This window comes from Streptomyces sp. MB09-02B (assembly GCF_033794485.1).
Taxonomy (GTDB): domain Bacteria; phylum Actinomycetota; class Actinomycetes; order Streptomycetales; family Streptomycetaceae; genus Streptomyces.
Genome location: NZ_JARGEE010000125.1, coordinates 1 through 22,037 on the forward strand (window position 1 = coordinate 1; position 22,037 = coordinate 22,037).

General features: G+C 72.1%; 18 protein-coding genes. 8 read left to right on the top strand and 10 right to left on the bottom strand.

Annotation, left to right across the window (positions count from 1 at the left end; genetic code table 11):
• The 4 genes from P1P70_RS19125 to P1P70_RS19140 form a co-directional block, all read right to left on the bottom strand.
• A partial coding sequence (locus P1P70_RS19125) for a serine/threonine-protein kinase (protein WP_319239175.1) occupies nt 1-971 on the bottom strand: 971 nt, incomplete at its 3' end.
• A gap of 72 nt (nt 972-1,043) precedes the next feature.
• On the bottom strand, nt 1,044-2,873 hold the full coding sequence (locus tag P1P70_RS19130) for a nickel transporter (protein ID WP_319239178.1): 1,830 nt from the start codon (nt 2,871-2,873) through the stop codon (nt 1,044-1,046).
• Nucleotides 2,870-4,684: a tetratricopeptide repeat protein gene (locus P1P70_RS19135; RefSeq protein WP_319239180.1), complete on the bottom strand. Its 1,815-nt coding sequence runs from the start codon at nt 4,682-4,684 to the stop codon at nt 2,870-2,872. Before P1P70_RS19135 ends, P1P70_RS19130 begins: the two co-directional genes overlap by 4 nt.
• A gap of 138 nt (nt 4,685-4,822) precedes the next feature.
• Entirely contained in the window at nt 4,823-6,346 is a 1,524-nt protein-coding gene (locus P1P70_RS19140; RefSeq protein ID WP_319239183.1) for a DUF4331 domain-containing protein, read from the bottom strand.
• Nucleotides 6,347-6,579: 233 nt separating this feature from the next.
• On the opposite strand from P1P70_RS19140, the gene P1P70_RS19145 reads away from it, so the two are divergent.
• The 3 genes from P1P70_RS19145 to P1P70_RS19155 all read left to right on the top strand — a co-directional run bounded on the left by P1P70_RS19145 (nt 6,580) and on the right by P1P70_RS19155 (nt 8,369).
• Complete coding sequence (locus P1P70_RS19145) at nt 6,580-7,122, top strand: sigma-70 family RNA polymerase sigma factor (RefSeq protein WP_230218844.1); 543 nt, start codon at nt 6,580-6,582, stop codon at nt 7,120-7,122.
• Between the two features lie 34 nt (nt 7,123-7,156).
• Complete coding sequence (locus P1P70_RS19150) at nt 7,157-7,987, top strand: anti-sigma factor (protein ID WP_319239188.1); 831 nt, start codon at nt 7,157-7,159, stop codon at nt 7,985-7,987.
• A gap of 115 nt (nt 7,988-8,102) precedes the next feature.
• Nucleotides 8,103-8,369, top strand: a complete 267-nt coding sequence (locus tag P1P70_RS19155; RefSeq protein WP_319239191.1) for a hypothetical protein — start codon at nt 8,103-8,105, stop codon at nt 8,367-8,369.
• A gap of 40 nt (nt 8,370-8,409) precedes the next feature.
• On the opposite strand, the gene P1P70_RS19160 is transcribed toward P1P70_RS19155, so the two are convergent.
• The 3 genes from P1P70_RS19160 to P1P70_RS19170 all read right to left on the bottom strand — a co-directional run bounded on the left by P1P70_RS19160 (nt 8,410) and on the right by P1P70_RS19170 (nt 11,506).
• Nucleotides 8,410-9,633, bottom strand: a complete 1,224-nt coding sequence (locus P1P70_RS19160; RefSeq protein ID WP_319239194.1) for a CaiB/BaiF CoA-transferase family protein — start codon at nt 9,631-9,633, stop codon at nt 8,410-8,412.
• Nucleotides 9,634-9,740: 107 nt separating this feature from the next.
• Nucleotides 9,741-10,523: an ABC transporter permease gene (locus P1P70_RS19165; protein ID WP_319239196.1), complete on the bottom strand. Its 783-nt coding sequence runs from the start codon at nt 10,521-10,523 to the stop codon at nt 9,741-9,743.
• Entirely contained in the window at nt 10,520-11,506 is a 987-nt protein-coding gene (locus P1P70_RS19170) for an ATP-binding cassette domain-containing protein (protein ID WP_319239198.1), read from the bottom strand. The genes P1P70_RS19165 and P1P70_RS19170 overlap by 4 nt, the downstream gene beginning before the upstream one ends.
• 63 nt (nt 11,507-11,569) lie before the next feature.
• Here P1P70_RS19170 and P1P70_RS19175 point away from each other — a divergent pair, with 63 nt between their 5' ends.
• A complete protein-coding gene (locus P1P70_RS19175; protein WP_319239200.1) occupies nt 11,570-12,277 on the top strand; it encodes a TetR/AcrR family transcriptional regulator in 708 nt (235 codons plus the stop codon).
• A gap of 70 nt (nt 12,278-12,347) precedes the next feature.
• On the opposite strand, the gene P1P70_RS19180 is transcribed toward P1P70_RS19175, so the two are convergent.
• Genes P1P70_RS19180 through hmgA form a run of 3 tightly spaced genes read right to left on the bottom strand, consistent with a single transcriptional unit; the run spans nt 12,348 to nt 15,657 of the window.
• Nucleotides 12,348-13,541: a type ISP restriction/modification enzyme gene (locus P1P70_RS19180; RefSeq protein ID WP_319239203.1), complete on the bottom strand. Its 1,194-nt coding sequence runs from the start codon at nt 13,539-13,541 to the stop codon at nt 12,348-12,350.
• Nucleotides 13,542-13,553: 12 nt separating this feature from the next.
• Nucleotides 13,554-14,303 carry a GntR family transcriptional regulator gene (locus tag P1P70_RS19185; RefSeq protein WP_319239206.1) on the bottom strand — a complete coding sequence of 250 codons (750 nt, stop codon included), beginning with the start codon at nt 14,301-14,303 and terminating at the stop codon, nt 13,554-13,556.
• 28 nt (nt 14,304-14,331) lie between these two features.
• Nucleotides 14,332-15,657 carry a homogentisate 1,2-dioxygenase gene (gene hmgA / locus P1P70_RS19190; RefSeq protein WP_319239209.1) on the bottom strand — a complete coding sequence of 442 codons (1,326 nt, stop codon included), beginning with the start codon at nt 15,655-15,657 and terminating at the stop codon, nt 14,332-14,334.
• Nucleotides 15,658-16,017: 360 nt separating this feature from the next.
• On the opposite strand from hmgA, the gene P1P70_RS19195 reads away from it, so the two are divergent.
• The 4 genes from P1P70_RS19195 to P1P70_RS19210 all read left to right on the top strand — a co-directional run bounded on the left by P1P70_RS19195 (nt 16,018) and on the right by P1P70_RS19210 (nt 22,030).
• Entirely contained in the window at nt 16,018-16,635 is a 618-nt protein-coding gene (locus tag P1P70_RS19195; RefSeq protein ID WP_319239212.1) for a TetR/AcrR family transcriptional regulator, read from the top strand.
• Nucleotides 16,636-16,896: 261 nt separating this feature from the next.
• A complete protein-coding gene (locus P1P70_RS19200) occupies nt 16,897-19,152 on the top strand; it encodes a molybdopterin oxidoreductase family protein (RefSeq protein ID WP_319239215.1) in 2,256 nt (751 codons plus the stop codon).
• A gap of 121 nt (nt 19,153-19,273) precedes the next feature.
• Complete coding sequence (locus P1P70_RS19205) at nt 19,274-20,740, top strand: CitMHS family transporter (RefSeq protein ID WP_413471492.1); 1,467 nt, start codon at nt 19,274-19,276, stop codon at nt 20,738-20,740.
• Between the two features lie 78 nt (nt 20,741-20,818).
• Nucleotides 20,819-22,030: an MFS transporter gene (locus P1P70_RS19210; protein WP_319239218.1), complete on the top strand. Its 1,212-nt coding sequence runs from the start codon at nt 20,819-20,821 to the stop codon at nt 22,028-22,030.
• Nucleotides 22,031-22,037: the final 7 nt, after the last annotated feature.

Here is a 22,037-nt window from a genome sequence, read left to right on the forward strand (position 1 = left end):
CCCGGGGTGGGGTGCGGCGGGGTCGGCGGCCCGTACCGGTTCGAGTCCGGTCCCGTGTTCGTGTTCGTGCTCGCGCCCGTGGCCGGGAAGGCGGCCACCGTAGGGCTGTACGGGGTCGTCGCGTCCGCGTGCGGGGTTCCCCCGGCGCCGATGATCCGCAGGTCCCGCTCGGCCTGCTCGGCGGGGATCCGTTCGGCCGGATCCTTGCGCAGCAGCCCCTCGATCACCGGGGCCAGCGGGCCGGCCCGGTGCGGCGGCGGAAGCTCCTCGTCCACCACCGCGCGCAGGGTGCTCAGCGGAGTGTTCTGGCGGAACGGCGAGTTGCCCTCGACCGCCGCGTACAGCAGCACCCCGAGCGACCACAGGTCGGACTCGGGGCCGAACGCCCGGCCGAGCGCCCGCTCGGGGGCGAGGAACTCCGGGGAGCCGATGACCTCTCCGGTCATGGTCAGCGCGGAGCTGCCCTCGACCGTGGCGATGCCGAAGTCGGTGAGCACCACCCGGTTGTCGTTGGAGATGAGCACGTTGGCCGGTTTCACGTCCCGGTGCAGCACCCCGGCCTCGTGCGCGGCGCGCAGCGCGGACAGTACCTCGGCGCCGATCTGCGCCGCGCGCTGCGGGGACAGGGGGCCCTCGCCGTCCAGGAGGTCGGCGAGCGACAGACCGCGCACCAGCTCCATCACGATCCACGGGCGGCCGTCCTCCATCGCCACGTCGTACACCGTGACGACATTGCGGTTGGCGACCCGGGCCGCCGCCCACGCCTCCCGCTCCAGGCGGGCGTACATCCGCTCGACGTCGGAGACCGCGATCCCGCCCGGCGCCCGCACCTCCTTGACGGCCACCTCGCGGTGCAGCACCTCGTCGCGGGCCCGCCACACGGTCCCCATGCCGCCTTCGCCCAGCGGGGTCAGCAGCCGGTAGCGGCCCGCGATCACCCGTTCACCGCCCGGTTCTTCGGACACGGCCATCCCCCGTCACTCGCATCCGCACGCGCATCGGCCCGGAATCTCCACTCCGTGCCATTTCTCCCCAAAAGTAGCTCAGCCGAGTGCGGATGTTGCCCCCCTGAACACCAGAACGGCACCGAGGACGACGACCAGCAGGGCCGACGCCAGCGGTACGGTCCTGCGCACCAGCGCGGCCGTCGGGCCGCCGAGGCGGCCCTCGCCCCGGTCCATCACCTTCGTCACCCAGCCGCCCGCCTTCACGACGGCGTACCCGGCCGCCGTCAGCGTGAGCGCCAGACCGATGCCGTACGCCAGCACGAGCAGCAGCCCGAACCACGCCTTCCCCAACGCCGCCGCGCCGACGAGGACGACCACGGCGGACGGGCTCGGCACCATGCCGCCCGCGAAGCCGAGCAGGATCGTGCCGCGCAGGGTGGGCGCGGTGGGGTGGGTGTGGGTGAAACCGCCGTGGGTGTGCGTGACACCGCCGCCGAAGAGGGAGCGCTTCTCCTGGGGGGCGTGGTCGTGGCTGTGGGAGTGGCCGTGGTCGTCGTCGTGTTCGTGGCTGTGGGGGGCGACCGACGTGTGGGTGTGCGTGTGGGTCGCGCTGTGCGTGTGGGTGTGGGTGTGTGACGGTGCGGCCTGGGCGAGTACGAGTTCGCGGCTGGGCTCGGGCTGGTGGTCGTGCGAGTGGGTGTGCCCGTCTCCGTGGTCGTGGCTGTGGTCATGGCTGTGGCTGTGCCCATGACCATGACTGTGGTCGTGGTTGTGCTCATGGCTGTGACCGTGATCGTGACCGTGATCGTGACCGTCGGCGTGGTCGTGGTCGTGGTCGTGCGAGTGACCGTGGTGCCCGTGCCCGTGTCCGTGCGCGCTCGCGTGGGTGAGTGCCAGTTTGCGGTTCAGCCATGCGCGGCGGGCGAGGGTGACGCCCGCTCCCATCACGAACAGGCCGCTCGCGATGCCGAGCCAGGTGATCACTGACGGGGCGGCGGCAGAACCGGCCAGGACGAGGAGTCCGAGGGCGACGACGCCCAGGGTGTGGGTGACCGTCACGGACGCGGCCATGGGCAGGACGTCCCGCATCCGGGCCCGGTCGCGTGCCGCGGCCGTCGCGGCCATCAGGGTCTTGCCGTGGCCCGGCCCGAGCGCGTGCATGGCGCCCAGGAACATGGCGATGCCGAAGGCCAGGGCACCGAAGCCGAGGGTGAGGTCCTGGCTGGAGACCAGGTCGTCGAGGGCCCTGGTCCAGCGATCCGCGCCGCGCGGGAGGATCGAGGCGCCGGGCGCCGCGCTCTCCTGCTCGGCCAGCGCGGGACCTCCCGGCTCCACCTGGAGGGAGGCCTTCGCCGTGTCCTCCGGGGACTGCAGCAACTCCGCCGGGTACTCGGTGAGTTGCTTCGAGACCGACTCCTCCGGTACGTCCGACCCGGTCAGTGTCATCCGGTCGCCCCGGGCGGTGACCTCGCGCCAGCCGGGCCCGGAGTCCACGGCCGCGTGAAAGGCCACGTCGGCGGCCCGGTCCGGCAGCGGCGCCGTCAGTCGGCACTCCACCCGCAGCGTCTTCAGGCCCGCCTGGCCCGGCCGTTCCTCGGCCCGGCTCGACTTCAGCGCCACCTCGGCGGCACTCCCGTCGACGGTGACGTCACTGCCTTCGGCGGCCTTCTCGCACCTCGCCCGGGCCCAACTCTCCATCCCCTGCCGCTCGATGGCGGGGCCGGCCTGGGTCGCCGGGATCTCCGCCAGGTCCTCGACGTGGAGGATCCGCAACTCCCCGGGGGCGGCGACCAGGCCGTTGTACCGGTTGACGGTGAAGTTGCCGAGGGGGTGGGCGCTCGCGGCCTGGGCGGGGCCGAGGACGAGTGCGCAGGCGGCCACCAGGACCGCCGTGCCGGAGGCGAACACGCGCCGGGGAGAGATCACTTGGCGGTCTCCAGAGCCTGCAGTGCCTTCAGGGTCTTTCGGGCCTCTGCCGCGCCGAGCGGCGAGAAACCGGCGTTGAGGTCGAGCGCCGCCTTCAGCGAGGTGCGGGCGTCCTTCTTGTCGCCGGCCGCGTACTCGACCATGCCCCGGTGGTACAGGAACGTCGCGTCCTTGTATCCGGTGGCGGTGGCCCGGCGGGCGTACGGCAGGGCCTCCTCGTCGCGGCCGTTGACGTGCAGCGCCCAGGCGAGGGCGTCCGCCGTGTGGACCGTCTCCCGGCGCTTCCACTCGGCCTCGGCGGCCCGCAGCGCGGACTTGGTGTCGCCGTGGTCGGCGGCGGCGAGCGCGGTGTCGAGGTCGGCGTTGACGCCGTTGGAGCGGGCGATCGCGGTGTAGGCGTCCACCAGTGCGTACTGGTCGCCCGCCTTGGTCTTGTCGCCCTTGGCCTCGTACAGCTCGCCGAGCACGACGAGCGGTCCCGGCAGCGGATAGGAGGACACGACCTGCTCCAGGCCGCGGATCGCCTCCGCGTCGTCGCCGCTCGCGGCCTGGGCGCGGGCGCGGCCCTCCAGGGCGGGGAGATAGGTGTCGTCGGCGCCGAGGGCGCGGGCGTAGTGGTCGAGGGAGGTCTTGTAGTCGCCCTGCTTCCAGGCGAGTTGGCCGAGCTGGGACGCCACGTAGGCGATGTCGCCGCGCGTGGCCGCCGAGTCGAGGGCCTGTTCCAGGACGCGTCGGGCGGTCTTCACGTCGCCGCGCAGCTCGTACACGTAGGCGTACCGGGTGAAGACGGGGATGCCGGGGCGGCGGGTGTCGGCGAGCCGGACCGCCTTCAACGCGTCGTCATAGCGCCCCAGTTCGACCAGGGCGTCGACGCGGCTGCACAACGCCCGTTCGCTGTACGGGTTCTCCTGGAGCGCCTTGTCCGCGTACCGCAGGGCGTCCTCGAACTCGTGGCGGGCGGCGGCGAGGGCGGCGAGGCCCGCGAGCGCCGGGTCGTTGTCCGGGCGCAGCTCCAGCGAGCGCTGCAGGGCCTTCTCGGCCTGCGGGTAGCGGGAGGGATCGCCCTTGACCCGGGCCTGCTCGACATAGGCGAGGCCGAGCGTGGACCAGGAGCCGAAGTCCTTGGGCTGTGCCTTGAGATGGGCCTGGAGGCGCTCGACGGCCGTGTCGAGGTCGCCACCGGCGAGCTGTGCCGCCGAGACACCCGGCGAGGAGGACATGGCCACGGTCCGGTCGTCGTCCCTGGCCCCCAGCGCCACCGCGAACCCGGTGAACGCCACGGCCAGTGCTGCCGCGCACGCGGTGACCCGAGCCAGCCGCCGCCGCCCCGACTCGGGCGCGCTCTCACGCCCCCGCCGGGAAGCCGCCCCACGACCGGGCAGAAGCCTGGCCTCCGGGAGCCCCTCACTCTTCGAACCGGACCCGGACTCGCCACCGGACGCTGAGTCGGCCTCGGCGCCAGCCACCGGGCTCCCCTCTGCCTCGGACACCGACTCCGGTCCCGCGTCGGACTTGGTGTCGGCCCCGGGCTCGTTCGTGGCGTCGGACTTGGTGTCGGCCCCGGGCTCGTTCGTGGCGTCGGACTTGGTGTCGGCCCCTGGCTCGATCGCAACGTCGGACCTGGCGTCGGCCCCCGGCCCGATCGCGGCAGCGAACCCGTCGTCGGCCGTCTGAATCGACGCCGTGGCGGATCCGGTGCCGGTGCTTCGGTCGGAGTCGGTGGGTTCGGCGCGCTCGTCGGGTTCGGGAGTTCCCTCGTCGGGGCGCGGACGCCCGTTCTGCGGCGCGCTCTCGTTCGTACGCGGGGACATTCCCTCTCCTCAACAGCCTTGCCGAGTGCGGTGATCGTGGTCGTGGGGCGCGGCCCGCGCCGTGGGGGATGGATACGAGCGGGCCGCGCCGGTCACGTCGGCCGGGCCCCATGGGGAAGGGCCCGGACGCGGGGCCGGCTAGTAGTACGCGCGGTCGTTGCGACGGCGCCACCACAGCAGGCCCGAGCCGATCAGCAGCACACCGGCCGCGCCGGCACCGGCCGAGGCGGCGATCAGGGTGGTGTCGTCGGTGCCGCTCTCGACACCGCCGCCCAGCGCGCTGCGGACGTTGTTCGTGGTGTTGCCCTTGACCGTCTTGCCCCGCGAACCGGCCGTCGGCAGACCGACGTACGGGAAGGACTTGCCGAACTTCTTGTCGTTCTTGTCGACCGCGTCACCCAGGTCGTTGGGCGCGTCGACCAGCTCGCCCTCGACGACCTGGAGCGCGATGTCGAGCACGTCGTCGGTGAGCCGGCGACCGTTCGGGAAGCCCTGGTTGTCGCCGTCCAGCACACCCAGCCGCTTCGGCTTCGCCGTGGGCTCGATGGAGGTGTTGAGCCGCAGCTGCTCCGAAGGGGTCACGTGCGGCGGCTGGTTGAGGCCCTCGACGCCCTTGAGGAAGACGTCGACGAGGTCGTTGCGCGGCTCCTTGGGCGCCGGGATCTTGTAGATCGCCTCGATGAGCTTGGGCAGCTCGGGCTCGGTGACGTTCTTCAGGAACTGGGCGTCGTCCACCGGCGAGGACGCGTTGAACTTGTCCTTGTCGCCGATGGGGTTGACGACCTCGTTCACCAGCGGCATGCCGAGGCGCGACACCTGGTGGTACTGGCCGTCGGCGCCCTCGCGCTGCGTCGTCGACCAGATGCCGACGATAGGCTGGTCCTTGGACTGGACGAGCGCCTCGCTCGGGATCTGCAGGGCGATCGAGTTGACGTTGTAGCCCTTGAGCGTGTCCCGCCCGACCTCGGAGAGGTCACCGCCGTAGAGCAGGTCGAAGACGCGCAGGTCCAGGAAGAACGGGTCGTCGGCCTGACCGGCGTACGTCGTCACCCCGCTCGCCGTCTTGTAGACGGCCTCGTCGCGCAGCTTCTTGAAGTCCGGCATCGACGCCTTGCCGACGTTCGACGGCGCCACCCACACGTCGTCCGCGAGCTTGGTCTTGGAGACCGCGCGGCGGTCCTTCAGCTTGATGAGGTCGATGTCGTACGTCTGTGTGATGTTCAGGTCCGGGTCGTCGAGGCTCTCCACGACGCCCGTGTTGTACAGGAAGGTCCTGTCGTTCTTCGTCTTCGTCTTGAACGTGTACCGGAAGACGAGGTCTTCCTGGGCGTCGCCGTCCTGGTCGACGCGGATGTCGTACTCCGCGTCCTCGGAGAAGGTGAAGAAGTTGGGTCCGCCCGCCGGCTCCTCGAAGGGGATCCAGTTCGCGATCACCGTCGTCGTGTCCGGCTTGTCGGGGCTGACGAAGGCGTACACGTCGGTGTTGTCGAACTGGGGCTCCCCCGAGATCAGCGGGGCCTCCCGGTGGCTGGAGGCGGAGGCCGCCCCCGGCTGCAACACGGTGACGCCGGCGGCCGCGAGTCCTCCGGCGGCCAGCGAAGCACAGATGAGGGACGCGATGCTCCGCCGTCCCGCGCCGCTCCTGGAAGTAGGTGTCGTCATGCCGTCCGTCCTCTGTCCCAACTTGCCTGACGAACGCCATTCGGAGCGGTCGGCAGGGTGGATTGGTCGAATCCCAAACGTTCTTACGGCGCGTTTGAAAGGTTGTTTCAGCGGAGAGCGGGATTTGTTGATCCGGATCTCCTCCGGATCCGTAACCCCATCCGGAGGTGGGTCGGTTGCGAATGCCTTACGCGCGAGGATGGCCGTGCTCGGCCGGAGGCGAGGGGGAGCGAGTGGAGGCGGACAGGCTGCTGGTTCAGGTGGCCGGGGGCGACCAACGGGCGTTCGAGGAGTTGTATGCCCTGGTGTCCGGCCCGGTGTTCGGGCTGGTGCGCAGGGTCGTACGGGACCCCGCGCAGTCGGAGGAGGTGGCCCAGGAGGTGCTGCTCGAACTCTGGCGTTCCGCGGGCCGGTTCGACCCGGCGCGGGGCAGCGCCCTGTCCTGGATACTCACCCTCGCGCACCGGCGCGCGGTGGACCGGGTGCGCAGCGCCCGCGCCGCCACCGAGCGCGAGCAGCGCGAGGGACGACGCAACCACCACACCGCCTTCGACCAGGTCGCCGAGGAGGTCGAGGCCGGCCTCGAACGCCAATGGGTGCGCCACTGCCTGGAGAAGCTCACCACCCTCCAGCGCGAGTCCGTCACCCTCGCCTACTACGACGGCTACACCTACCGTGAAGTGGCCGAGCGGCTCTCGCTGCCCCTCGGCACGGTCAAGACCCGTATGCGCGACGGACTCACACGGCTGCGCGAATGCCTGGGAGGAGTCGCATGAGCGCCTTGTACGGCCGGCCCGGGGGAGGCGCGGAGTGAGCCTGTTCCGCCGCGAGGACCTCCACTCGCTCGCCGCTCCCTACGCGCTGGACGCCCTGGGGCCCGACGAGCGGCGCCGCTTCGAGCAGCACCTGGAGAGCTGCGACCGCTGTCCCGCCGAGGTGCGCGCCCTGTCCGAGGACGCGGTCCGGCTCGCCTGGTCCACGGCCGCGCCGGCCCCGGCCGCGATGCGCGACCGGGTCTTCGCCGCCGTACGCAACACCCCGCAGGAGAGCAACACGCCCCAGGAGAACCAGTCCTGGAGCGCCCAGCCGCCGCGGTCCCAGCATCTGCCGCGGCATGTGTGGGGGGCCGAGCCGCCGCCGAGGTCGCGCGCCCGTGCGCCCCGGTTGCGCTCTTGGCTCGTTCCGCTGGCCACCGTCACGGCCGCCGCCGCGCTCGCGGTGGCCTCCCTCTTCGCCGTCCAGGCCGACCGCACCCGCGACGAGCTGGCCGCCGAGCGGACGCGGGCGAGTGAGATCGCCCACGTTCTCGCCGCGCCGGACGCCCGCGCGAGCAGCGACCGGGACGCGGAGGGCCACAGAATCGGAGTGATCGCTTCCGCGGAGGAGGGGAGCGCGATCGTGACCCTCAGCGGATTCGAGGGCCTCCCGAAGAACCGGGTGCACCAGCTCTGGCTCATGCGCCCCGACGTGCAACCACGCTCCCTGGGCCTCTTCGACGGCGACACGCCCTTGGTCACGAGCGGAATGAACACCGACGCGACGTCACTCGCCGTGACCGTCGAACCCGACGGTGGATCACCGCAGCCCACCAGCCAGCCAGTTGTCCAACTCGCCCTGGAATCGGTCGGATTCGGAGAGTAATCAACAACGCCCTTACGGGGTAGGTGAATACCGGGACCGTGATTCCCGAGTGCTCCAACGGGGCGATATGGTTACGCTGCCCGGGCCGGGTGGACTCGTACGGGTGGGGAGTGACATGGAACAGATAACAGTGCGCAGGGCGCGAGTCCCTGCGATCACGTGCGGGAGCAACGCGACCAGCTCGCGCCTCGACCGACATCTCTCGGTGCTGAGCGGTCCCGCCGTGCCACAACGCGAGGCGGCCGAGGCGACCTCGCTGATGCGCGAGCTGACGTCACGTTCCCCTCAGGAGCGCGGCAGCCGCAAGGACACGCGCGTCGGCCGGGTCTCGCTGTTCGCCCCCCTGAAGAGGCTGCGCCGCTCGCTGTTCGGCAGCCGCTAGCACCACAGCACCAAAGGCTTTCCCCGCAGGAGGCCCGCGCTCAGGCCACCACGCCGTCCCGGCGCAACGCTGCGATCTCGTCGTCCGTCATCCCCACGGCACGCAGCAGCGCCCCGGTGTGCTCCCCGAGCGCGGGCACCGCACCCATCCGCGCCTCGTCCCCGCCCGGCAGCGTGATGGGCGGCAGCAGCGCCCTGAGCGGCCCCACCGGTGACTCCACCTCCCGCCACCGGTCCCGGGCCGCCAACTGCGGGTGCTCCGCCACCTCCGTCACATCCCGTAGCCGCGCACAGGCGATCCCCGCCGCCTCCAGCCGCGCCAGCGCCTCGTCGGTGTCCAGCAGCCCCAGCGCCCCGGCGACCAGATCGTCCGTACGGTCCCGGCGCTCGACCCGCGCCGAATTCGTCGCGAACGCCGGGTCGTCGGCCAACTCCGCGCGACCCAGCACCCGTTCGGCGAGGCGCCGCCACTCACGGTCGTTCTGCACCGACAGCAGCACCCGTCCGCCGTCCGCCGTCGGATAGGCGTCGTACGGCGCGATCACCGCGTGCCCGAGGCCCGTCCGGGCCGGAGCGCTCCCACCGTGCATCGCGTGGTGCAGCGGATGACCCATCCACTCGGCCAGCGCCTCCAGCATCGACACCTCCACCGGCCCACCCCGCCCGGTCGTGCCCCGCCGGACGAGCGCCGCGAGCACCCCCGAGAACGCGTACATCCCGGCGGCGATGTCCGCCGCCGGGATGCCCGCCTTGACCGGCCGCTCCGGGGTTCCCGTCACCGACACCAGCCCGGCCTCGCACTGCACGAGCATGTCGTACGCCCGCTTGCCCGCGTACGGGCCCGACGCCCCGTAGCCCGAGATGTCCACGGCGACCAGCCGGGGGTGCGCGGCGCACAGCGTGGCCGCGTCCAGGCCGAGCCGGGCCGCCGCGCCGTGCGCGAGGTTCTGCACGAACACGTCAGCGTCCGCCACCAGCCGGCGTACGACGGCCAGGCCCCGCGGGTCCTTCAGATCCAGCGCGAGGGACTGCTTGCCCCGGTTGCACCACACGAAGTGCGAGGCCAGGCCCCGGGCCGCCGTGTCGTAGCCCCGGGCGAAGTCACCGCCGTCCACCCGCTCGACCTTGATCACCCGTGCGCCGAGGTCGGCGAGCTGCCGGGTGGCGAAGGGGGCCGCGACGGCCTGCTCGACGGCGACGACGGTGATGCCGTCCAAGGGCAGGGGATCACCGGAGCGGGGGAGTGGACGCATGCCGTGGATCATGTCCCCGCCGGGGCGCGGTTGTCACCAGGGAGTGCCGCGTGTCACCTGCCCCGGCGACGCGTCCCGGCGTCAGCGGCCTCCGGCCCGTCCCCCGAACGGGCCGGAGGTCACTTGGGGCCGGTCGCGTACGTGCGCACCGCGAGAGGTACGAACACCGCGAGCAGGAGCCCGCACCAGAGCAGCGACCCGGCGACGGGATGCGTCACCGGCCAGGCGGCCCCCTCCGGCACGGCCGCGTTCCCGAGGAGGTCACGCAGGGCCGTGGCGACCGCGCTGATCGGGTTCCACTCGGCGGCCGTGCGCAGCCAGCCCGGCAGACCCTCGGTCGGGATGTACGCGCTGGAGAGCAGCGGCAGCAGGAAGGCCGCGCCGCCCAGCTGCCCGGCCGCCTCCTCGTCGCGGGTGAGCAGGCCGAGGAAGATACCGATCCACACGCACGCGAACCGGAACAGCAGCAACAGTCCGAAGGCGCCGACGGCCGCGAGCGCGCCCCCCTCGACCCGCCAGCCCACCGCCAGCCCGACCAGCAGGAACACCGCCGTCCCCGCGACCGTGACCACCGCGTCCGCCAGCGCCTGCCCCAGGGGCACGGCGGCCCGGCTCATCGGCAGCGTCCGGAAGCGGTCCATCACGCCCCGGTGGGTGTCCTGGGCGGCCTGGAACATCCCGGTCATGATCCCGCCGGAGGCCGTCGCCACCAGCAGGCCCGGCACCAGGAACCGCCGGTACTCCTCGCCCGGCACGGCGAGGGCGCTGCCGAAGACGTACCCGAAGAACAGCAGCATCGAGATGGGCATGACCTGGGTGAGGATCAGCAGCCCCGGGTTGTTGCGGATCCGCCGCAGTTGCCGGCCCAGCATCGCCGTGCCGTCGTACGCCAACGCGCTCACGCCGCACGCTCCTTGAGGTCTCGTCGGTCTCGTCGGTCGCGGAGGTCTGCCGTTGCGTCTCCGGTGAGACGGAGGAACACATCGTCGAGCGTGGGCGGGCGCAGGCTCGCGTCGAGCAACGGCACACCCGCCGCGTCGAGTTCCCGCACCAGCCGGGGGAGCGTGAGCGTCGGGTCGAGCGCGATCACGCCGACGGCGCGCCGGTCGGGATCGAACGAGGGCTCCGCGCCCGTGAGTTGGTCGAGGACGCCCGCCGCCGCGGTCATCGCGTCCGGGTGGGCGACGACGACCTCCGCGTACGAGCCGATGAGCGCCTTGAGCTGGGGCGGCGAACCGCTGTGCGCGATCCGGCCCCGGTCCATCAGCACGATCCGGTCGGCGAGTTGGTCGGCCTCCTCCAGGTACTGCGTGGTCAGCAGCACGGTCGTCCCCTCCGCCTTCAGGGCGCGCACGGCGTCCCACGTCCGGTTGCGACTGACCGGGTCGAGGCCCGTGGTGGGCTCGTCGAGGAAGAGCACCGCCGGGCGGCGGACGAGGCTGGCCGCGAGGTCGAGCCGACGGCGCATGCCGCCCGAGTAGGTGGAGGCCGGCCGGTCGGCGGCCTCGGTCAGACCGAAGCGGTCGAGGAGTTCGGCCGCGCGGGCCGCCGTGTCGCGGACCCGGTGCAGCCGGGCGAACAGCCGGAGGTTCTGCCGACCGGTGAGGTCGCCGTCGACCGACGCGTACTGCCCGGTCACCCCGATCATCCGCCGGACCGCGGCCGGCTCCCGCACGAGGTCGTGGCCCGCGATCCGCGCCGATCCCGCGTCCGGCCGCAGCAGCGTCGCCAGCAGCCGGACGGCCGTCGTCTTGCCCGCCCCGTTCGGGCCGAGCATCCCGACCACCGTGCCCTCCTCCACGGCCAGATCGAGGCCGCGCACGGCCCGGACATCGCCGAAGCTCTTCTCCAGCCCCTCACTAAGTACAGCGTACGTAGTAGTCATGGATCGACCATAGCTCATTACGTACGCTGTACGTAACTAGGATGGTGGCCGAGGTGATGATCGATGGCTGGCCGAGCGGCCCGACCCGAAGTGATCTGGGCCCGCCCCGAGCGCACCGGCCGCGGCCCGCGGCCCGCGTTCAGCCGCGCCGACATCGCGGCGGCGGCCGTACGGCTCGCCGACGCGGGCGGCCTCGACGCCGTGTCCATGCGGCACGTCGCCGCCGAGCTGGGCTGCGGCACGATGTCGCTCTACAACTACGTGCCGCGCAAGGAGGACCTGTACGAGCTGATGGTCGACGTGGTCGCCGGCGAGCACGAGCTGTGGGAGCCGGGCGGTGACTGGCGGGCCGATCTGCGCCGGGTGGCCCACCAGACGCGTGACCTGCTGCGTCGCCACCCCTGGATGCCCCGGCTGATGTCGCCGGTCTACGGCTTCAGCCCCAACGGGCTGCGGTATCTGGAGCACTGCATGGCCTGCATGGACTCCCTCGCAGCGCCGTACGGGACGAAGATGCAGCTCCTGGGGATGCTGAACGGGTGCGTGACGACCTACGTCGCGAACGAGCTGGCCACTGCCGAGCGGGTGAGGTCGCTGCCGTGGTCGGAGGAGCGGGAGAACGAGGTCCGGATCGCCTACCTCGGGGGGCAGATCGCGAGCGGGGCGTATCCGCGGCTGGCCGCGGCGTTCATGGAGGACTCCGGGCCGATCGATCTTGAGCAGGTGTTCGAGTGGATGCTGGGCAGGGTGCTGGACTCGTTCGCGCCGTAGACGGAGGGCCCTGTCGCTGAGGGGCCTGCGGCTGAGGGCCCTGCGGCTGAGGGGCCTGCACGGAACGGCCCTACAGCAGGGTGAACTGGCCCTCCGGGCCCTCCTCCCGGTGGTCCAGGACCGAGGCGGGCCGACGGGAGGAGTCCGGCACCGGGAGCACTCCCGCCCGGCGCAGGTCCGCCGTGGTGATCGGGTCCCCGACCGCCAACTCCTCCTGCCTCGGCCGCAGTTCGGCCAGCAGCGCCAGCACGGTGATCAGTTCGAGCAGCTCCGACGTCCAGGGCTGGGGCCAGGTCGTCGGGCGGATCGCCTCCAGGGTGCCGGGCTCCGCCGGTGCCGTTCTGCGGGTGAACCACTCCTCCAGCACGCGGACACCGCCGACGTGGAAATCCCAGGCCTCGGCCGGGACGGGGGAGATGCGGCCCTCGTCGACGACGAGGCTCTCCTCGTCGCGGTCGTAGCGGACGTCGACCGGGCGGGAGGGGAGCGGGGCGCGCACATAGGGGCGACGCCCGCCGGGAAGCTTCGGGCGGTCGCCGTCGCGGCGCATGAGCCAGAGGGCGCGGCGGCCCAGTTCGACGCCGCCCGACCAGACGTCCGGGTCGGCGGGGAGGGGCACCTCGACACCGCCGGGGCCGGGGCGCGCGGCCACCAGGATCCAGGCGAGGACGTCGACGGGGTCGACGGGCCCGGTGCCGAGGCGCTCGTCCAGGTACTCCGCCAGCCCGGGTGCGAGATTCGGCTCGGCGGCCCCGGGGCGGCGGTACAGCGGGTGGACGCGGCCGGCGCGAGGGCCGTGCGGCGGGGCGAGCGGCAGGACGGACGACGCGAGGAGCAGGGGGCCGGAGGAATCCGGGGCGACCGTCTGCTCGACCACGAAGACCTGCCGGTCGTCCGCCACCCGCCACAGCTCGGGACGGGCGGCGTCGATGAGCCGGTGGTCGGGGATGAGCCACTGCTCGTCGAAGGGGGCGGCCAGGACGCGGACCGGCTCCGGGCAGGGGCCCGACTCCCGGGCCAGTCGGCCGGTGCCGGTGGACCGGCCCGGCAACTGGGCCACCGCGGAGGTGAGCGTGCGGGAACGGGTGGGGGCGAACAGGGTCTCGCGGTCCGGGCCCCCCGCCTTCACCAGGGCGTCCCAGCGGGCCTTCAGGGACACGGCGTCGGGGGCGGCCGGCCACCCCCGGCCCAGCCGTGGCGGTGCGACGGACCACGGCATGAGGTCCGCGAGCGGCGGAGCGTCGTCGGGCGTCACGGTGGGCATCGTACGGCCTCGTCAGGGGGCGTCGAGGGTCACGGTGAACGAGAAGCGGTCGCCGCGGTAGTGGATGACCGCCACGTCGAGGACACGGCCCGACTCGTCGCGGGTGACGCCCGTGTAGTGGAGGATCGGGCTGAGCAGGGGGACCTGAAGGAGACGGGCGGTCTCCGGGTCGGCGATGCGGGCCTCGACCGTGTCGGTGATCCGGCCGATGCCCACGCCCACGACATCGCGCAGGACCTTGGTCATCGGCCAGCGCAGCAGGTCGTCACGGTCGATGCGTTCGGCCAGCTCGGGGCGGACGTAGTTGCGGGCGTGGTTGGTGGGCTCGCCCGTCCGCTCGTCGCCGCGCAACCGGTGGTACGTGGCCACCTCGGTCAAGTCCGGGAAGTACTGCGAGAGTTCACCCGACAGGGGGGTGCTGCCCTGCTCCAGCAGCTCGGTCGTCATCCCCGACTGCTGGGCCACGATCGCGTCCACGGAACCGAGCAGCCGCACCGGGGAACCCCGCTGGGCGCTCGGCTCGATGAACGTGCCGCGCCGACGGTGCCGGCTGATCAGCCCCTCGTCCTCCAGCTCCTTCAGCGCCTGCCGCATCGTCAGCACGCTCACGCCGTAGTGCCCGGCCAGCTGCTCCTCGGTCGGCAGCCGCAGCGACTCCTGCGGCGACCGGCCCAGTATCGAGGCGCGCAGGGACTGCGACACCTGGTACCAGAGCGGCAGCTTGCGGTTCAGGACGATCGAGTCCGGAGCGAATGAGGTCACGACGGTATCCGTACCCGGCCCGGTGCCCTCAGTGCAACGGGTCGAAGTGGCGCCGGAGCCCGGACCACACGTCGTCGTACCCCCGTTGCAGCCGCTCCGAGCGGGCCGCCTGCTCGGTGGTGAGGACGGGCCAGCGCGTTTCGAACATGAATGCGAGCCCGTCGTCCACCCGTTGCGGCCCCAGCTCCGCCGCGCTCGCCCGGTCGAACGTCTCCCGGTCCGGGCCGTGCGCCGACATCATGTTGTGCAGCGAGCCGCCCCCCGGCACGAAGCCTCCTTCTCCGGCTGTCTTCGCGTCGTACGCGCCCTCGATCAGGCCCATGTACTCGCTCATCACGTTCCGGTGGAAGTAGGGCGGCCGGAACGTGTCCTCGCCCACCAGCCAGCGCGGCGCGAACACCACGAAGTCCACCGCCGCGAGGCCCGGCGTGTCGCTCGGCGAGGTCAGCACCGTGAAGATCGACGGGTCCGGGTGGTCGTACGAGATCGTCCCGATGACGTTGAAACGGCGCAGGTCGTAGACGTACGGGGTGTGGTTGCCGTGCCAGGCGACCACGTCGAGCGGGGAGTGGTCGTAGGTGGCCGTCCAGAGGTTCCCGCAGTACTTGTTCACCACCTTCACCGGGCCCTCCACGTCCTCGTACGCGGCCACGGGCGCCCGGAAGTCACGGACGTTCGCGAGGCCGTTGGCGCCGATCGGGCCGAGGTCGGGCAGGCGGAAGGGGGCGCCGTAGTTCTCGCAGACGTAGCCGCGGGCGGAGCCGTCGAGGGGGTCGACGCGGAAGCGGACGCCCCGGGGGATCAGAGCGACCTCACCGGGCTCGGTGCGCAGCAGGCCCAACTCCGTGCGCAGGAGGAGGCCGCCCCGCTCCGGGACGATCAGGAGTTCGCCGTCCGCGTCGCCGAAGACCCGCTCCATGGCGGAATTGGCGTGATACAGGTGCACCGCCATGCCCGTGCGCAGGGCCGCGTCGCCGTTGCCGCCGAGGGTCCACAGGCCGCCGAGGAAGTCGGTGCCCGCCGGGGGCTCCGGCAGCGGGTTCCAGCGCAGGCGGTTGGGGTCGGGGACGGTCTCGGTGAACGGGGCGGTGCGCAGCGCGCCGTTGTCCGTCCGTGTGAACGCGGGGTGCGCGGCCGACGGGCGGATCCGGTAGAGCCAGGAGCGGCGGTTGTGCAGCCTCGGTTCGGTGAACGCGGTGCCGCTGAGCTGCTCCGCGTACAGGCCGAGCGGGGCGCGCTGCGGCGAGTTGCGGCCGTGCGGCAGCGCGCCCGGAATCGCCTCCGAGGCGTGTTCGTTGCCGAAGCCGGAGAGGTACTCCAGCCCCTCGGCCGTCTTCCTCGCGTCCCCGCTCATGCCCGCTCCCTCGCGATCCTGATTCCTGTGCTTCACCGTAGGATTCGGTCGGGGCGGGTGCAAGGGGACGAGCCGGCGACGGGGCGCCGACGGACGGCAACCGGACGACAATCGGCCGACTGTCGGACGGCGACGGGCGACAACCGGACGACGCCGGGGCGTCCGCAGATCGGGTGCATCGGGCGGAGAGGGAGAACCGGACCGGGAGGGGATCCGTCCTGTCAGTGCGGTGCTCTAGTCTCCCGGCAGGCTGTGGGCGTGCGGATGTTCGGTGTCCGTACGGTCCAGCGCTGAGCGGGAGCGGCGGTACCGGCCGTACTGATATTCGGACAGTTCATCGGACCTAGGCGGAAAGGCATCATGAAGCCCGTGTCCCAGGCGACCTCCCTGCGCCGCGCCCCCGTGCAACGGCGCAGTGCCGAACGACTGACCAGGATCCTCGACGCCTGCGCCGACCTCCTCGACGAGGTCGGCTACGACGCGCTGAGCACCCGTGCCGTGGCGCTGCGCGCGGGTGTGCCCATCGGCTCCGTCTACCGCTTCTTCGGCAACAAGCGCGCGATGGCCGACGCGCTCGCCGAACGCAACCTGGACCGTTTCACCGACCGGGTCACCCGCCGCCTCCAGGCGACGGGCAGCCGGGACTGGCGCACCGCGATGGACGCCGTCCTCGACGAGTACCTCGACATGAAGCGCAACACGCCGGGCTTCGCCCTCATCGACTTCGGCAACCAGATCCCGGTCGGCGGCAGCCGGCAGGAGCCCAACCACCGTGTCGCCGACCGCCTGTCCGACCTGCTCTCCGCGTTCATCGACCGCACCCCCGACGAGGATCTGCGCCGCACCTTCCTGATCGCCGTCGAGACCGCCGACACCTTGGTTCACCTGGCCTTCCGGGTCTCCCCGGAGGGCGACGAGCGGATCATCCTGGAGATGCGGGAACTGCTTCGGGCCTATCTCGCGCGCGTGCTGGACTGAGTCCGGCCCGGGGGCCGGCGGGTCCCGGCGGCCCCCGGGCGCGGCCCGTGCGGCCGACCGCATCCGTGCGGCCGCGCCCCGTGGGTGCCACCGATTGCCGGCCAGTCTCTCCCCGCGGTTCTCGCCGTTTCCCGACAAGACCCCCGGCACCCCCTCCCCGTGGTGCATACCGGTCGGTATGCTCGGCCTCGGTGCCGCGTGCCCTGCGTGCGCGGCCCTCGTCCGAGCGTCACCGTCGCCGCCGCCCCCTCCGGAGGACCCGTGTCCACCACCACCGACTCCCGCACCGCCCTGCGTGTCTGCCCGCTCTGCGAGGCGACCTGCGGACTCACCCTCACCATCGAGGGCACCCGGGTGACCGGGGCCCGCGGCGACCGGGACGACGTGTTCAGCAAGGGCTTCATCTGCCCCAAGGGCGCCTCGTTCGGGGCGGCCGACGGCGACCCCGACCGGCTGCGCACCCCCCTGGTCCGCAAGGACGGGGAGCTGCGGGAAGCCACCTGGGCGGAGGCCTTCGACGCCGTCGCCGCCGGACTGCGGCCGGTCGTCGAGGCGCACGGCCCGAACGCCGTCGGCGTCGTCCTCGGCAACCCCAACGTCCACACCATGGCCGGCGCCCTCTACCCGCCCGTCCTGCTCGCCGGACTCGGCACCCGCAGTCTGTTCACCGCCTCCACCGTCGACCAGATGCCCAAGCACGTCTCCAGCGGCTTGCTCTACGGCGACGCCCACGCCATCCCCGTCCCCGACCTGGACCGCACCGACCACCTGCTGCTCCTCGGCGCCAACCCGCTGGAGTCCAACGGCAGTCTGTGCACCGCCCCCGACTTTCCCGGCAAGCTCAAGGCCCTCAAGGCGCGCGGCGGCACCCTCACCGTCGTCGACCCCCGCCTGACCCGCACGGCCAAGCTCGCCGACCGGCACCTCGCCATCCGGCCGGGCACGGACGCCCTGCTGCTGGCGGCGATGGCCCAGGTGCTGTTCGAGGAGGAGCTCACCGACCTCGGCGACCTCGCCCCGCATGTACAGGGCATCGACGAACTCGCCGCCGCCATGCGGGAGTTCACCCCCGAGGCCGTCGCCGAGGCGTGTGACGTCGACGCCGGCACCATCCGCGCGCTCGCCCGCGAGCTGGCCGCCGCGCCCACCGCCGCCGTATACGGCCGCATCGGCAGCTGCACCGTCCCGCACGGCACCCTCGCCAGCTGGCTCGTCGACGTCCTCAACATCCTCACCGGCAACCTCGACCGGCCCGGCGGCGCGCTCTTCCCGCACTCCGCGACGGACAAGACCCCCCGCCCCGCCGGACCCGGCCGGGGCTTCGCCCTCGGACGCTGGCACAGCCGGGTCGGCGGCCACCCCGAGGCCAAGGGCGAACTGCCGCTGTCCGCGCTCGCCGAGGAGATCGACACCGCCACCGCCGAGGGCAGCCCCGTCCGCGCCCTCATCGCGGTCGCCGCCAACCCGGTGCTCTCGGCACCCGACGGCGACCGCCTCGACAAGGCGCTCGACTCGCTGGACTTCATGGTCAGCGTCGACCCCTACCTCGGCGAGACCGCACGCCACGCCGACGTGGTCCTGCCGCCGCCCCCGCCCTCGCAGGCCCCGCACTTCGACTTCGCGTTCAACGCCTTCGCCGTGCGCAACCAGGTCCGCTACAACCGCGCCGCCGTCCCCCTGGAGGACGGCCGCATGGCCGAGACGGAGATCCTCGCCCGCCTCACCCTCGCCGCCACCGGAATGCACGGCGCCGACCCGTCCGCCGTGGACGACCTGGTCATCGGCCAGACCCTGGGCAAGGCCGTGAAGGACGCCCACTCGCCCGTCCACGGCCGCGACCCCAAGGAACTCGCCGGCCTGCTCACCGGCGACACCGGCCCCGAGCGCCGGCTCGACATGATGCTGCGCCTCGGCCCGTACGGCGAGGGCTTCGGCGCGGAGCCGGACGGGCTGACGCTGGACAAGCTCCTCGCCCACCCGCACGGCATCGACCTCGGACCGCTGCGGCCCCGGCTGCCGCAGCCGCTGAAGACGGTCAGCGGCCGCATCGAACTGCTGCCCGAGCCGATCGTCGGCGATCTGCCGAGGCTTCGCACCGCCCTGCGTGAGCGCCCGGACGGCCTGGTCCTCATCGGCCGCCGCCATCTCCGCTCCAACAACAGCTGGCTGCACAACATCCCCGCCCTCACCGGCGGCACCAACCGCTGCACCCTCCACATCCACCCCGACGACGCCGGCCGCCTCGGCCTCGCCGACGGGGACGCCGTACGGATCAAGGGCGCCGGGGGAGAGGTCACCGCTCCCGCCGAGGTCACCGACGTCGTACGACGGGGTGTCGTGAGCCTTCCGCACGGCTGGGGACACGACCGCCCGGGCACCCGTATGAGCCACGCGGCGACCGACCCCGGGGTCAACGTCAACCAGCTCCTCGACGGCTCCCTGCTCGACCCGCTGTCGGGCAACGCGGTCCTCAACGGCATCCCCGTGGAGCTGTCCCGAGCAGGCGCAACGCTGTGACCTGGAGTTCTGCGCTTATTGCTCGCATGTCAACGTCTTGTTAACGCTTGTGGAGCCGCCCTAACGTCGTCGCACCGCCGGTGCCCTGGTGGGAGTTCAAGGGCGAACGTTAGGTATCCACATGTTGACCATCCTCGGCTTCGCCATGATCGCGACCTTCCTGGTCCTGATCATGATGAAGAAGATGTCGCCGATCGCGGCACTCGTACTGATCCCCGCGCTCTTCTGCGTGTTCGTCGGAAAGGGAGCCCAACTCGGCGACTACGTCATCGAGGGGGTGGGCAATCTCGCGCCCACCGCCGCGATGCTGATGTTCGCCATCGTCTACTTCGGCCTCATGATCGACGTCGGCCTCTTCGACCCGATCGTCCGGGGCATCCTGAAGTTCTGCAAGGCCGACCCGCTGCGCATCGTCGTCGGCACGGCCCTGCTCGCCGCGATCGTCTCGCTGGACGGCGACGGCTCGACCACCTTCATGATCACCGTCTCGGCCATGTACCCGCTGTACAAGCGCCTGAAGATGAGCCTGGTCGTGATGACCGGTGTCGCCGCCACCGCCAACGGCGTGATGAACACACTGCCCTGGGGCGGCCCGACCGCCCGCGCCGCCACCGCGCTCAAGCTCGACGCCGGCGACATCTTCGTCCCGATGATCCCGGCGCTCCTCGTCGGTCTGCTCTTCGTCTTCGTCCTCGCCTACTTCCTCGGTCTGCGCGAGCGCAAGCGCCTCGGTGTGCTGAGCCTCGACGAGGTCCTGGAGCAGGAGAAGATCGTCAAGGACGAGGAGAAGTCCGGCTCCGAGGAGACCGTCCTCGTCGGCGCGGGCGCCTCGTCGGCCGCCGGCTCCGGTGCCGGTTCCGGTGACGACAAGGTCCGTACGACGAAGGCCACCGGCGGAGCGGGCTCCGGCACCGACGCCGAGGACGACGACGCGGACGACGTCCGCCTCCAGGGTCTTGACCCCAACCGCCCGACGCTGCGCCCCAAGCTGTACTGGTTCAACGCGCTGCTCACGGTCACGCTGCTGACCGCCATGATCATGGAGTGGCTGCCGATCCCGGTGCTCTTCATCCTCGGCGCCGCGCTCGCGCTGACGGTCAACTTCCCGAACATCCCCGACCAGAAGGACCGGCTCGCCGCCCACGCGGACAACGTCCTCAACGTCTCCGGCATGGTCTTCGCCGCCGCCGTCTTCACGGGGGTCCTCCAGGGCACCGGCATGGTCGACTCGATGGCCAAGTGGATCGTCGACGGCATCCCGGCCGGCATGGGTCCGCACATGGCCCTGGTCACCGGCTTCCTGAGCCTGCCGCTCACCTACTTCATGTCCAACGACGGCTTCTACTTCGGTGTCCTGCCGGTCCTCGCCGAGGCGGGTGCCGCCCACGGGGTCTCGCCGCTGGAGATCGCCCGCGCCTCCCTCGTCGGCCAGCCGCTGCACATGTCCAGCCCGCTGGTCCCGGCCGTCTACGTGCTCGTGGGTATGGCGAAGGTCGAGTTCGGCGACCACACCAGGTTCGTGGTGAAGTGGGCGGCGGCGACCTCACTGATCATCCTCGGCGCCGGCGTGCTGTTCGGCATCATCTGAACCACGGGACCCGACTCCCCGGCACCGGAGCGGAGTTCGCTCGCACCGGCGTGAACTTCCCCCAGGAGGATCCTCATCGTGAGGCCCGGTAGGAACCGCGGCTGGCTGCTCCGCCTCGTCATCGCCTTCAGCTTCGCGCAGGGGGCGGTGTCGATGGCGCGGCCCGCCGTGTCCTACCGGGCCCTCGCGTTGGGCGCCGACGAACGGGCGATCGGTGTGATCGCGGGGGTCTACGCCCTGCTCCCGCTGTTCGCCGCCGTCCCGCTCGGCCGCAGGACCGACCAGGGCCGGTGCGCGCCCCTGCTGCCCATCGGTGTCGTCCTCATCTCCGGCGGCTGCGCCCTGAGCGGTCTGGCCGACTCCCTGGTGGCGATGGCCGTCTGGAGCGGGGTGATGGGCCTCGGTCACCTCTCCTTCGTGATCGGCGCCCAGTCCCTGGTGGCCCGCCAGTCCGCGCCGCACGAACACGACCGCAACTTCGGCCACTTCACCATCGGCGCCTCCCTCGGCCAACTGGTCGGCCCGATCGCCGCGGGCGCCCTGATCGGCGGCCCGGACATGGCCCGCACGAGCGCCCTGGCGCTGGTGGTCGCGGGGGCTGGGGCGGCGGTCGCGTTCACCTCGCTCTGGCGGATAGAGCGTCCCGTCGAGCCCAAGTCCCGTACAGCGCAGGGCGAACGCGTGCCCGTGCACCGCATCCTGCGCACCCGTGGCGTGCCGGGCGGTATCTTCATCAGCCTCGCCGTGCTGTCGGCGACGGACATCCTCACCGCGTACCTGCCGGTCGTCGGTGAACACCGGGGCATCGAGCCCTCGGTGATCGGCGTCCTGCTGAGCCTGCGGGCGGCGGCGACCATCGCGTGCCGCCTGGTGATGACCCCCATGCTGCGGCTGCTCGGCCGGACCGCGCTGCTCACGGTCACCTGTGTGCTGGGGGCCGTGCTGTGCGCCGGGATCGCGCTGCCGGTGCCGGTGTGGGCGCTCGCCCTGATCCTCGCCGCGCTCGGGTTCTGCCTCGGGGTCGGGCAGCCGCTGTCCATGACGACGGTGGTGCAGGCCGCGCCGGACGACGCCCGCTCCACCGCCCTGGCGCTGCGGCTGACGGGAAACCGGCTGGGGCAGGCCGGGGCGCCGGCCGCCGCGGGCCTGATCGCCGGGGTCGCGGGCGTGGCCGCGCCGTTCGTGATGCTGGGCGCGCTGCTGCTGGTGTCTCTTATAACAATCTCCGACACCACGAGGACGGCCGCAAACTCCACTGCCCGTTTTTGCTTTAAAAAAAAAAAAAAATAAAACAAAA